This is a genomic window from Pasteurella oralis (genome assembly GCF_042681465.1).
GTDB lineage: Bacteria > Pseudomonadota > Gammaproteobacteria > Enterobacterales > Pasteurellaceae > Pasteurella > Pasteurella oralis.
The window spans coordinates 287,380-299,546 of sequence record NZ_JBHUFP010000005.1 but is presented as its reverse complement, the minus strand read 5'-3'; the positions used below and the strand labels follow the sequence as shown (position 1 = coordinate 299,546).

The 12,167-nt window shown below is 33.2% G+C and carries 12 protein-coding genes; 11 read left to right on the top strand and 1 reads right to left on the bottom strand.

The window, feature by feature from the left end; genetic code table 11:
- Positions 1–7 precede the first annotated feature (7 nt).
- From ACFSAV_RS05420 to ACFSAV_RS05395, 6 genes are read left to right on the top strand one after another with little or no spacing between them, the layout of a single operon-like run.
- Positions 8–778: a TIGR01619 family protein gene (locus ACFSAV_RS05420; RefSeq protein ID WP_379097103.1), complete on the top strand. Its 771-nt coding sequence runs from the start codon at positions 8–10 to the stop codon at positions 776–778.
- A gap of 12 nt (positions 779–790) precedes the next feature.
- Entirely contained in the window at positions 791–1,681 is an 891-nt protein-coding gene (locus tag ACFSAV_RS05415) for a phosphotransferase (protein WP_379097100.1), read from the top strand.
- Positions 1,682–1,684: 3 nt separating this feature from the next.
- The gene (locus tag ACFSAV_RS05410; RefSeq protein WP_379097097.1) at positions 1,685–2,599 is read left to right on the top strand and encodes a DMT family transporter; all 915 of its coding nucleotides are present in this window, start codon (positions 1,685–1,687) and stop codon (positions 2,597–2,599) included.
- Positions 2,596–3,291 (top strand): NTP transferase domain-containing protein, encoded by a 696-nt coding sequence (locus ACFSAV_RS05405; protein ID WP_379097094.1) that lies wholly within the window; start codon positions 2,596–2,598, stop codon positions 3,289–3,291. The genes ACFSAV_RS05410 and ACFSAV_RS05405 overlap by 4 nt, the downstream gene beginning before the upstream one ends.
- Position 3,292: 1 nt before the next feature.
- Complete coding sequence (locus tag ACFSAV_RS05400) at positions 3,293–4,099, top strand: LicD family protein (protein WP_379097091.1); 807 nt, start codon at positions 3,293–3,295, stop codon at positions 4,097–4,099.
- A 5-nt stretch (positions 4,100–4,104) separates the two neighbouring features.
- Positions 4,105–4,905 carry a LicD family protein gene (locus tag ACFSAV_RS05395; RefSeq protein ID WP_379097088.1) on the top strand — a complete coding sequence of 267 codons (801 nt, stop codon included), beginning with the start codon at positions 4,105–4,107 and terminating at the stop codon, positions 4,903–4,905.
- A gap of 232 nt (positions 4,906–5,137) precedes the next feature.
- Here ACFSAV_RS05395 and ACFSAV_RS05390 read toward each other — a convergent pair whose 3' ends face one another.
- A complete protein-coding gene (locus ACFSAV_RS05390; RefSeq protein WP_379097085.1) occupies positions 5,138–5,938 on the bottom strand; it encodes a sulfite exporter TauE/SafE family protein in 801 nt (266 codons plus the stop codon).
- 226 nt (positions 5,939–6,164) lie between these two features.
- On the opposite strand from ACFSAV_RS05390, the gene ACFSAV_RS05385 reads away from it, so the two are divergent.
- From ACFSAV_RS05385 to ACFSAV_RS05365, 5 genes are all read left to right on the top strand, one after another.
- Positions 6,165–7,844: a solute:sodium symporter family transporter gene (locus tag ACFSAV_RS05385; RefSeq protein WP_379097082.1), complete on the top strand. Its 1,680-nt coding sequence runs from the start codon at positions 6,165–6,167 to the stop codon at positions 7,842–7,844.
- A complete protein-coding gene (locus tag ACFSAV_RS05380) occupies positions 7,844–9,289 on the top strand; it encodes a sulfatase-like hydrolase/transferase (RefSeq protein ID WP_379097079.1) in 1,446 nt (481 codons plus the stop codon). The genes ACFSAV_RS05385 and ACFSAV_RS05380 overlap by 1 nt, the downstream gene beginning before the upstream one ends.
- 179 nt (positions 9,290–9,468) lie before the next feature.
- Positions 9,469–10,065, top strand: coding sequence for a Crp/Fnr family transcriptional regulator (locus tag ACFSAV_RS05375; RefSeq protein ID WP_379097076.1), 597 nt, complete (start codon positions 9,469–9,471; stop codon positions 10,063–10,065).
- Between the two features lie 20 nt (positions 10,066–10,085).
- Positions 10,086–11,222, top strand: coding sequence for an anaerobic sulfatase maturase (locus ACFSAV_RS05370; RefSeq protein WP_379097073.1), 1,137 nt, complete (start codon positions 10,086–10,088; stop codon positions 11,220–11,222).
- A 15-nt stretch (positions 11,223–11,237) separates the two neighbouring features.
- A complete protein-coding gene (locus tag ACFSAV_RS05365; protein ID WP_379097071.1) occupies positions 11,238–12,056 on the top strand; it encodes a D-hexose-6-phosphate mutarotase in 819 nt (272 codons plus the stop codon).
- Positions 12,057–12,167 lie beyond the last annotated feature (111 nt).

Genomic DNA, 12,167 nt, shown 5'->3' with positions numbered 1-12,167 from the left:
TAAGATGATGACATTAGAACAAAGTTGGCAAAATTATCGCTCAATGGTAAATGATAAATTGGCCATCTTTTCAATTAATCTTGAAATTTTAAAAAAATTTCCCTCAGAAACAAGTCATAAAGTCATACAATTTCAGTTTTCATATCAAGCTGATGAAAATCAATTGCCTGCTCCAGAAGCCTATCAGGATTTAATGGAGCAAGTATTTAAAGTATGGACTCAGTTGTGCGCTTTACCAAATACTTTATATGCAGGACATGTTTTTTCGGTAGGAAAAGCACAGCTATATTTTTATTGTGAGTATGTTGAGCCTTTTTTAGATGTACTACAACAGTTTGACAATATTGAGAAGATCAATATTCAAGATGATCCTAATTGGGATATTTATTTTGATTTTTTATTACCATCTCCATTAGAAATGAAAATTAATGCAACAGAAGAAGTATTAGATTTACTTGTTCAAAATGGACGCGATCTTGCTGATACTTATTTGATTGAACATGGTTTTCATTTTGAAGATGAAAATAATATGTTTCGTTTTATGGAACATGTAAACCTACAAAATATGGATTTCATTTCAATGCAATACAGTAATACACCTGTCATTATTGATGATGAAATACCATTTTATGTGGTGAAGTTAGAGCAAGAACTCAGTTTAGATAGCGCGGATATCTTTAAGTATGTTGAGGAATTTGAAAATATAGCTTCCCAATTTAATGGCGAGTATGTGGGTTGGGAATGTGATTCATTACATAATAAAGAACAGTTAAATTAAATACGATAATCTATGATGGAAAAAATAAAGAATATTATTAAGGAAAAACTAGATCTGCCTATCTCATCGATATTACAAGTGTCTTTTTTAGGTGGGATGACCAATAAAAATTATATTGTCAGTACGCAACAAGACAGCTATGTTGTAAGAATTCCGGGGGCGATGACTGAAAGTTTAATTATCCGAGATAATGAGGCTGTAAATAGTATTGCAATGTCTAAAGCTGGGTTTAATGTTGAAACTTGTTTTTTTGATGCAAAGTCAGGCATTAAAATTACTCAATATTTGTCAGAAAGTTGTACACTAGATCATCAAAACGTTAAAACATTTTCTAATTTGAAACTTATTGCAGAAAAATTATATTTACTTCATCAATCCCCAATTAAATTGGCTAATCGATTTAATGTTTTTGAGGAATTTGATAAATATGTCAATTTACTTAAAAATAAAGATGCTTTTTATCAATATAGTGAAAACATGCCAGAATTATTGGCTTTTTTCCAAATGATTAAAACCTATTTTGCTCAAAATAGAACGTCTCTTGTTGCTTGCCATAACGATTTAGTCCCAGAAAACATCCTTTTAAAAGGAGAAAAGGTGTATTTTATTGATTGGGAGTATTCAGGTATGAATGATCCTATGTTTGACCTTGCTGCGTTCTTTTTAGAAGCGAGATTGAATAAAGCAGAACAAGATTTCTTTTTACAATGTTATTTCAAGAAACAAGAAGATATTGAAGAAGCATTAATAAAGATTGCTTTTTATCAATTTACTCAGGATGTTTTGTGGTTTGTTTGGACACTCGTGAAAGAAGAAAATGGAGAGTTCTTTGAAGGTTACGGCAAGAATCGTATTGAAAGAGCAATTGCTTTTATGAAAACTTGGAAAGCCCAAGAGGTGTAAATAATGACGACGAAATATTCTGGTTATCTTTGGGGCATTTTATCTGGGTTATTATGGGGGATTGCAGGTATTTTATATGAGATGTTAAATACAACTTATCCTTTTACGACTTCTCTGACAATCATATTATCTTTGTTATTTGTTATAGAGTTCTCAGCATTTATTTTTTGTTTTGTTTCACATTATAAATTGAATTTATTTAAGGAATATGATTTTAAGAATAAACGTGTATTTTTAGGTATTGTCGCTGGCGTTATTGGTGGACCTATTGGCATGTTATGCTATTTACAAGCTATTCAATATATTGGTGTCGGGTATGCTGCACCGATATCTTCGGCCTATCCTGTTTTTGGTGCAATTCTGGCATTTTTATTTTTAAAAGACACTATGACTAAATTAGGCATACTAGGATTATGTTTGGCTATAGGTTGCACCATTTTACTAGGATTAGATGCCAATACGTCTCAGTTTTCACTTTTAGGTATTTTTTTGGCAATCGTTTGCGCCTTAAGCTGGGGAGGCGAAATTGTTATTTCATCTTATGTCATGCAATCTATTAACTCTTCTATTGCTTATTTTTTTAGACAACTTGGCTCCAGTATTGGCTATTTTATTTTGCTTTGTTCTTTTGATGTGAAGTTTTTTGGTCTTATTGAATTTTTTAAAGATAAACAATTCTCACTTATTATCCTTTTAATTATTGTTTCTTCAATGACATCTTATTTCTTGTATTATAAGGCAATTTATTTAATTAAACCAATAAGAGCTATGATGTTGAATATTACTTATGGTTTTTGGATTATCCTTATTGGTTTTATATTAAATAATACGAGTATTGATCTGACGACGGTTTTTCTTGTTGTCGGTGTTGTGTTAGGTGCAGGACTAACATTAAAAGATAAAAGGGAAAATGTATGAATGCAATTATATTAGCGGCAGGCTTGGGGAGCCGTTTTAAAGATATTACAAAAAATACGCACAAGGCATTATTGCCTATTGATGGAATCCCAAATATAGAAAGAACGATTAAATATTTAAAACAAGCTAATATAAATGATATTTATATTGTGACAGGGCATTTATCTGACCAGTTTGACTATTTACATGATAAATATGGCTGTTGTCTTTTATATAATGAAAAATATAAAGATTATAATAGTATTTATTCTTTTTTTACTGCACAGAATGCATTTTCTGATAGCTATGTTATTGATTCTGATGTGGTCTTATTTAGAAATATATTTTTGGATAAGCCTGAAATGAGTTGCTACTTTGTTGTAAAAAGACCAGAAAGTCAAGACAAAGAATGGATCCCTATTTTAGATAGTAAAGGAAAAATTATCAGAATAGATGTGACTAATGAGCCGTTGCCGAGCTTATTAGGCATCTCATATTGGGCAAAAAGTGACAGCGATAAAATTAAAATAAAATTAAAGGAATATCTTCATCCTAATATTTTAAGCCAAAGTGCATTATATTGGGATAATATTCCAATGGAAATAATATCTGAATTAGATGTGAATACAGTTGAATTGTCAATATCCGATGGCTATGAAATGGATAACTTAATCCAATATAATTTCATTTTAAATAATTTAGTTGGTAAATAATATGAGAACAATAACACTTCGTGAACACCAATTGATCACTTTAGATATTTTAAAATACTTTAATAAAATTTGTATTAAACATAATATTAAATATTCATTAGGTGGTGGTACATTAATTGGTGCAGTACGCCATCAAGGCTTTATTCCATGGGATGACGATATTGATGTATATATGTGTCGAGATGAATATGAAAAATTTATTCAAGCTTGGGAAAGTTTAAATCATGAAAGATATAGATTGTCATTAGCTGAGAGAATTGATGGTGTATCTGTTGGTGAAACCACAAAAATTTATGATTTAAAAACACATTTGGTTGAAACAAATGATGATGTTTATGGTATTTTTATTGATATTTTTGTTTGGGACGGTGTACCTGATGATCCTAAAGCGATTTTTTCAATAATGAAGAAACATAAAAGATTGAAAGCGCATTATTTTTCTATCGAAAAAAGAGAGAAAAAATATCAAAACTCAAAAATATTTAGCCATATTATTGATGTTCTTAAATCTTATTTTTTTAATAAGATGATGGAGCATATCTATTCATTTCAAAAAAGATATCCTATTAAACAAGCAAATACTATAGCAATGGTATTATTTGATTATAATAATTGGAAAAAAGCCTATATGCCTAAAGAATATTTCAATGATGTCATATATTTAGATTTTGAAGGCGATAAATATCCTGTTATGAAAGGCTATCATCAACATTTAACTGTGTACTATGGTGATTATATGCAGCTTCCACCAATAGAACAAAGAATACCGCACCATATTAAAGAAGTATATTTATTAGAAGACATATAGGTTTTATGCAAAAGATTACTTTACGTGAACATCAATTAATCGCGTTAGACATTTTAAAATACTTTAATCAAATTTGCTTATCACATGGTATCAAGTACTCTTTGGGAGGAGGGACGCTAATTGGTGCTGTACGTCATCAAGGGTTTATTCCATGGGATGATGACATTGATGTGTATATGTGTCGAGATGAATATGAGAGATTTGTTCAAGCATGGGAACAGCAACAACATGCTAAATATGATTTGTCTCTTGCGGAGCGTATTGATGGTATGATACCTGGAGAAATGACAAAAATTTTTGATAAAGAAACTCGTTTGATTGATACGAAAGGCAGAACTACAGGCATTTTTATTGATATTTTTATTTGGGATGGTGTACCAAATGATTCATATATTATTTATAACGCGATGAAAAGACATCGCCGTCTTAAACTCAGGTTTTCTTCTTGCCGTAAAAGATGGTATCACGCGAGGGAAAATACTTTTATGAGAGCCATTTTTTCTAAATTATCTCATTATTTTTTTAACAAGATGATGGCACACTTAAAGCAATTTCGAGAAAAATACCCTATTCATAAATCAGATTATATAGGATTATTTTTATCGGATTATGGTGGATGGCAAAAATCATACATGCTAAAAGAATATTTTTCTGATGTAGTCTATTTGGATTTTGAGGGAGAAAAACTTCCTGTGATGAATGGTTATCATGAACATTTAACAATGTATTATGGTGATTATATGCAACTTCCTCCGTTGCATGAGCAAAAACCTCACCATACTTTTGAAGCTTATCGTTTGAATTAGTATTTTGTATACCTGATTTTACAATAGATACAATAAAGATATTGAGCTCTGTATTATACAGAGCTTAATTTTTCTAAAACGTTTGATAGATTGATGAGTTGGATAAATCGCATATTACTTCAGGTATGAGGTATTTGTTGTTTATATTTAGTTGTATTTACACTGTAAAAGTGTACACAATATAAGTAAAATTTTAAAAATTGAGACCGCACTTTAGGGATATTTTTGGATGTTATTTACCCAAATGGACGATTAACATATAAGCAGCGATAACTAGCAAAATAAAGCCAAGTAGTTTTCTCGCTAAATCAGGCTTGAGAATACCGCGAATTTTCATTGATAAAAAGCTAGTTGCAAAAGAACTTAATACAACGAGCGTAACAACTGAAAAATTAACATAACCTATTTGCCAGCCGTAATCGAGATGAAATGGTGGAGTTTTAGATAAATAACCATAAAGGCTGCCTAAGCCACCAATAACCATCATGTAATTAGTGTAAGGTGCGATTTGATAAGGTTTTACGCTACGAAGTTGTCCAATTAATGGTGCCATGATTGAACCACCACCAATACCTGTCATACCTGCAACGCTACCGCCAAATAAGCATAAAATTGTGCCTTTTAAGCCATCATTGCTGGTTACAGTCGTATTATCAACAACAGCTTTATGCAAAATGGTACGTAATGCGAGTAGACTGAGAGTGGTCACAAAAACAGCAATAATAATATTATCATGTAGATAAAAACTGGCTTCAAAACCCAGTTGTACACCGATAATCATACCTAAAGACCATAACAACATTGATTTAATATTGATTTGAATTTTTTGTTTATAAAAATAAGTTAAATTAATTAATGCAGAACCAATAACAATAGTGAGTGATGTAGCTGCAACCATTTGTAATGGAAAGTCTGGAAAGAGAGTGTAGAGAATTGGTACCATTAGCACGCCACCGCCAATACCAAAGATAGCAGACATAAGGTTTGTGAGCATACCACAAAATATCAAGATGATGATCAGTTGTAAATCCATAACAAAAAACCTCGTAATTTTTGTGTATTATGTCCTAAGATTGATTCAGTACATTATGATCATGCTCATATTTTTAAAAAATTCTTATTTCTTATTTAATCTGTGATCCATCTCACGGCAACTATATGATGATCATCATAATTTTTTGTCTCCCTGTGTATTATGCTAAATATGTATCTGATTTAGATGCTTTTTCGTTTAGATTAAATATATAGGGGATAATAATATGTTCATCACAATAATCAGCTTTCTTATAGTCACAGGTATTGTGGCATTTATTTCATGGAAAAAGACAAAAGATGATGATTTGAGTACATCTAAGGGATATTTCTTAGCTGGACGAGGATTAAGTGGTCTAGTGATTGGCTGTTCAATGGTATTGACATCACTTTCTACAGAGCAATTAATTGGTGTTAATGCCGTATCTTATAAAGGTAACTTTTCAATTATTGCTTGGACAGTACAGTCTGTGATTCCATTGTGTTTCTTAGCACTTTATTTGTTACCGAAATATATTAAAAATGGTTACACCACAATCCCAGAATTTTTTGAGAATCGTTTTGACCGTCAAACGCGTTTAATCATGTCAACGTTATTCTTAGTCTTCTATCTATTCATTGTTATTCCTACTGCGCTTTATACTGGTGCGATTGCATTTAATAAAATTTTTAATTTAGAAACCGTATTTGGTATTACCTATGGTCAATCAATTGTTTATACCGTGATTGCAATTGGTATTGTTGGGGCGATTTATGCGATCTTTGGTGGATTAAAAGCGGTTGCAGTATCTGATACGCTAAATGCAGTTATTTTAGTGATTGGTGCACTATTAGTTCCTATTTTTGCCTTAGCACATTTAGGTGATGGTAGTATTTCTGAAGGCTTTAAAACTATTACAACGACACATGTCGAGAAATTTAATGCAATTGGTAGTGCGACAGACGCTGTACCATGGCCAGCTATGTTTACAGGTATTTTAATTGTTAATTTCTTCTACTGGACGACTAACCAAGCAATTGTACAACGTGCATTAGGTGCAAGAGATTTAAAATCAGGTCAAAAAGGTATCTTAATTGCTGCATTATTCCTATTAACTTTGCCTGTTATCCTGAATTTACCAGGATTATTAAGTTTCCATATTCTTGGTGATGGTTTAAACCCAATTGATACATCTTATCCGGCATTAGTCAATAAAGTATTACCTACGTTCTTACAAGGGTTCTTCATCGCGGCATTATTTGGTGCAATTTTAAGTACATTTAACTCTTTCCTAAACTCTGCTGCAACAATTTACTGTAAAGATTTATTGCCATCAATCAGCAGTAAAACTTGGTCAGATAAAGATCTGATTTTACATGCGAAAAAAGTATCTGCCGTAATGGCGATTTTAACAATGATCATTGGTCCATTACTTATGTTTGGTACTGATGGTATCTTCTTGTTAACTAAGCGTTTTGCTGGTTTTGTCAATATTCCTATCGTTGCATTATTTGCTGTTGGCTTATTTAATAAAACAGTTTCAGGTTTAGCTGCACGTATTGCCTTACTTTTACACGTTGTTTTATATTTCTCAATCGTCTGGGTATTCAAAGTTAAAGTGAACTTTGTTTATGTTATGGCCGCATTATTTGTGTTTGATGTTATTGTGATGCTTGTGTTAGGTAAATTTTTCAAACGTGAACCATACGAAGAAAGCAAAGAAAACAAAGAAGGTGTGGATTTAACTAATTGGGAATATGCCCCTGTTACGGTTGCCTCTTTAGTTCTTGGTTTAATCACATTATATACTTTATTATCACCATTAGGCTTAGCTTCACCAGCAGGTCAACCATTGTTGGTATTAGGCATTTATGCGGTGTTACAATTAATCATCTTATTCGTGATGCGTAAAAAAGAGGCTAAATAATGAATATTATTTACATTTTATTAGATCAAGTGAGAAAGGACATGCTTGGTGCTTATGGGCACCAAGTTGTTAAAACACCGAATATTGATCGTTTAGCACAAGATGGTATTCGCTTTAATAATGCATTTACGCCAGCTTCTGTTTGTGGACCTGCACGTACGTCATTATTTACTGGCTTGATGCCATCTTCACATGGCATTATTAAAAATGGTGAAAAAGGCGGTACTGGTGAAATTAGCCAGCAAGCCCCAAATATCGCTAAATTAGCAGGCTATAATACTTATGTAGTAGGGAAATGGCATGTAGGAACAAAATCAGTGCCAGAAGATTATGGTATTAAAGGTCATAACTTTGATGGTTACGGTTATCCAGGCAGCGGTGTTTATAAAAATCTTGTATTTAATCAACCACCAACACATTCTAATCGTTATAAAGTGTGGTTAGAAGAAAAAGGCTTTGAGATCCCAGAAGTGAGCCACGCTTATTTTGGTGATAATCCTCATCTACGTGTACAAGAGCTTTGTGGTTTTTTATCTGGTTCAAAAGAGCAAACAATTCCTTATTTCATCATTGATGAAGCCAAGAAGTATATTCAGGAATCGTTAGATGAAAAGAAACCATTCTTTACTTGGATTAACTTTTGGGGACCACATACACCTTGTATTGTCCCTGAACCTTATTATTCGATGTACAGTAAAGATGATGTGGTGTTAGATGAAAGCTTTTTTAAACCGCTTGAAGGAAAACCGGGTCACTTCCGCACAATTTCTAAAATGTGGGGAATGTGGGAAGCAAGTGAAGATCATTGGAAAGAAGTAATCACGAAATTCTGGGGATACATTACCTTGATTGATGATGCCATTGGGGAATTATTTACTTTCTTAGAGCAACATAATTTATATGAGAGTACTTTCCTCGTCGCAACGGCGGACCATGGTGATGCAATGGGCGCTCATCGTATGATAGAAAAAGGGGAGTTCATGTTTGATACGACCTATAATATCCCGATGATTGTCAAAGATCCAAAATCTGATCGAGTGAATCAAGTTGATGACAATTTAGTCTATCTGCATGATTTAACCTCAACAGTGTATGATATTGCACAGCAAGATATTCCAAGTGAATTTGAGGGGGAAACTTTATTACCTATTACACGTGCTCATCAACAAAATGATCGTAAAGGTATTCTGGCACAGTTAGCAGGGCATTTTGTTTATTTTGAGCAACGTATGTGGCGTCGCAAAGATTATAAATTAGTATTTAACGCAACGGATATTTGTGAGTTGTATGATGTACGCAATGATCCTGAGGAAATGCATAATTTATTCTATGATGAACGTTATCATAACGTCAAAAAAGAAATGCTCGAAGAAATGCGAGTCGAAATGAAGCGATTAGGCGATCCATTAGAAAACTGGGTGTATCGTATCATTGATGAAATCTAAGATAAGAAAGGCGAAATTAGCTCGCCTTTCTACTTTGTACTCGCTTAACTAAGTTGTTAGAGTGAATATTAAATCTCTTTTCTGTATTTATTATTCACTTATCATTTTAAAAACACCGCATCATAAAATAATAAAAAAAGTTACCGCACTTTTAGTCAATAAATATAAGAAGGAAAAGTATGGATAATTCCCCAATTTTGCCCACAGCGTTACAACATTGCCAATTAACTTATTTGCATCAGTTAGCTAAAGGCATGACGGTTTATCAACAAGGTGAGATCGCACAAGAGTTTTATTTTGTTAAACAAGGACTTGTTGGTTTATATCATACCCTTGATAATGGTAAAGAAAGTTTAGTGCGATTATATCGGCAAGGTGATTATTTTGGTTTTCGTACGCTATTTGGTTTAGGAGATAGCCGCTATCATTGTAATGCTAAAGTCTTAATTGAAGCTGAGATTATCCGCATTAAGCCAGAAAATATTGATCAATTCTTTTTACATAATGCTGAGCTGAGTAAATTACTTTTACAAACCTTAGCGAATGAATTACGAGATGCAGAACAACGTTTGGCAAAAAGTGCTTATTTACGTACTTTAGATCGTGTTATTGATAGCCTGTGTTTCTTAACGACTAATTTTCCTTATTACAATTGGACATATCGTGAAATTGCAGAATATGCTGGTTGTGAAACAGAAACCGCAATTCGTATTGCTAAAGCATTAAAACAAAATGGCTTGTTCACTGATCTTTTGCCAAATCATAAAGGAAAATAAGGAGTATAAGGACAAAACAGATGTCAGTCTTTTCGCGGAAAGCAAATTTTCATTTAATGGCAAAGCCAAGTAGCTTTCATTGTAATATTCAGTGTGAGTATTGTTTCTACCTCGACAAAGAACAGACCTTTGGTAAACAAACTGCGTTCATGTCGCAGCAAACACTAAAAAATTACATTAAAAATTATATTGAGTCTCATGCTAGTAATCGAGTGGAGTTTGCATGGCAAGGAGGGGAACCTACTTTACTTGGCTTAGATTTTTTCAAAAGTGCGGTGCGTTTTCAGCAAGAATTTGCGAATGGAAAAACGATTACTAATGCATTTCAAACCAATGGTATTGCATTAAATCGGCAATGGGTTGAGTTTTTCAAACAACACCAATTTCTGATTGGATTATCTATAGATGGACTAAGTGCTGTGCATAATCGTTACCGCATTACTAGTAACGGACAACCAACTTTTGAACGTGTTGTGCAGACGTTAGCGCTACTGAAACAATATCAAGTTGATTTCAATACATTAACAGTGATTAACGATCAAAATTGGCATAAAGGAAAAGAAACGTATCTTGCTTTGAAAGAACTTGGTTCAACTTTTATGCAATTTATTCCAATTGTGGAACAAGATGTCCAACAAATACAAACTTTTTCTGTACCTGCAGAGGGATATGGGCATTTTTTAGTAGATGTTTTTAGAGAATGGAAAAAAGAAGATGTGGGGCGAATTTTTGTTTTAGAATTTGATAATTTACTTGGACAATGGTTAGGTTATCCATCAACTAGCTGTATACATCAACCGACTTGTGGAAAATCATTAATCGTAGAGGCGAATGGTGATGTGTACTCTTGTGATCACTTTGTTTACCCTGAATATCATATTGGTAATTTAAATCACACTTCTTTAGCTGAATTAGTACAACGACCGCAACAACGCCAGTTTGGTTTGGCAAAGCAAACTCAATTGACCCAAATTTGTCGGCAGTGTGAATTTAGAGTTTTATGTCAAGGTGGTTGTCCTAAACATCGCATTGTGTCGTTAGTGGGCGAATCTTTTAAGCACAATTATTTATGTGCCTCTTACCGCTATTTTTTCCATCAAACAGCTGAAGATATGCAACAAATGTGTCATCAAATTCGGTTTGCAAGGGGACAATAATTGGAGGAGTGACAAATGATTAATATAACCAAAATGAAACAATTTACCCCAGAATTGACTTTATATCGTTACAACGAAATTCCCGTATTAGAATTAAGCCATCGTGTGGGAGAGGCCAAAATTGCTTTACAAGGTGCACAATTATTAAGCTGGCGACCACAAAACGAAAGTCAAGATATTCTCTGGTTAAGTGATATTGAACCTTTTATCTTAGAAAACCCGATTCGCGGTGGTGTGCCGATTTGTTATCCTTGGTTTGGTGCGGCGAAGCAGCCCATTCATGGTACTGCACGTTTACGTTTATGGCAGTTAAGCCATCACGACATCACATCAAAGCAAGTTAAGTTAGAGTTTGCATTATTTGATACGCAGAATATACTTGAAGCAAAAGCGACCATGTCCTTTACCGATAAATGTGAAATTACGTTAATACATTATGCACAACACCCCGCTCAAGCTGCACTGCATAGCTATTTTAAATTGAGCAATATCGCGCAAGTGACAATTCAAAATTTACCTCGGAATGGTTTTAATGCGATTACGCAGCAACAAGAAGATTTACCTTCTACCCGTCGGATTACTCAAGATGTTGATTGTATTTATAGTGTAGAGGAGGATGTAAATTACATTGTTGATGAGCAATTTGAACGCCGAATTAAAATTGAACATCAACATGCCAGCGAAATCGTGTTATGGAATCCATGGCAAAATCAAATGAGTGCAATGCAAGCTGAAGATTATCAACAAATGATTTGTTTAGAAAGTGCACGAATTTATCAACCCTTGAGTTTTGGTGAAAGTCTTAGTGTTGTGTTATCCAGCAAAAATCACTGAGTTTTTATTGCATAAATCTTTAAAATCCAGTAGAATTCGGTCCGTTTTTGTTCATTTTTGAACAGCAAATAATCTTCTTCTGCCAAGCAGATGAAAGTAGTATAAACTAAT

What these genes read in the sequence shown, in the direction of transcription:
- ACFSAV_RS05405 (WP_379097094.1), top strand. Translation starts at nt 2,596, where the DNA reads ATGAATGCAATTATATTAGCGGCAGGCTTGGGGAGCCGTTTTAAAGAT.
- ACFSAV_RS05420 (WP_379097103.1), top strand. Translation starts at nt 8, where the DNA reads ATGACATTAGAACAAAGTTGGCAAAATTATCGCTCAATGGTAAATGAT.
- ACFSAV_RS05365 (WP_379097071.1), top strand. Translation starts at nt 11,238, where the DNA reads ATGATTAATATAACCAAAATGAAACAATTTACCCCAGAATTGACTTTA.
- ACFSAV_RS05395 (WP_379097088.1), top strand. Translation starts at nt 4,105, where the DNA reads ATGCAAAAGATTACTTTACGTGAACATCAATTAATCGCGTTAGACATT.
- ACFSAV_RS05390 (WP_379097085.1), bottom strand. Translation starts at nt 5,938, where the DNA reads ATGGATTTACAACTGATCATCATCTTGATATTTTGTGGTATGCTCACA.
- ACFSAV_RS05370 (WP_379097073.1), top strand. Translation starts at nt 10,086, where the DNA reads ATGTCAGTCTTTTCGCGGAAAGCAAATTTTCATTTAATGGCAAAGCCA.
- ACFSAV_RS05400 (WP_379097091.1), top strand. Translation starts at nt 3,293, where the DNA reads ATGAGAACAATAACACTTCGTGAACACCAATTGATCACTTTAGATATT.
- ACFSAV_RS05385 (WP_379097082.1), top strand. Translation starts at nt 6,165, where the DNA reads ATGTTCATCACAATAATCAGCTTTCTTATAGTCACAGGTATTGTGGCA.
- ACFSAV_RS05415 (WP_379097100.1), top strand. Translation starts at nt 791, where the DNA reads ATGATGGAAAAAATAAAGAATATTATTAAGGAAAAACTAGATCTGCCT.
- ACFSAV_RS05380 (WP_379097079.1), top strand. Translation starts at nt 7,844, where the DNA reads ATGAATATTATTTACATTTTATTAGATCAAGTGAGAAAGGACATGCTT.
- ACFSAV_RS05410 (WP_379097097.1), top strand. Translation starts at nt 1,685, where the DNA reads ATGACGACGAAATATTCTGGTTATCTTTGGGGCATTTTATCTGGGTTA.
- ACFSAV_RS05375 (WP_379097076.1), top strand. Translation starts at nt 9,469, where the DNA reads ATGGATAATTCCCCAATTTTGCCCACAGCGTTACAACATTGCCAATTA.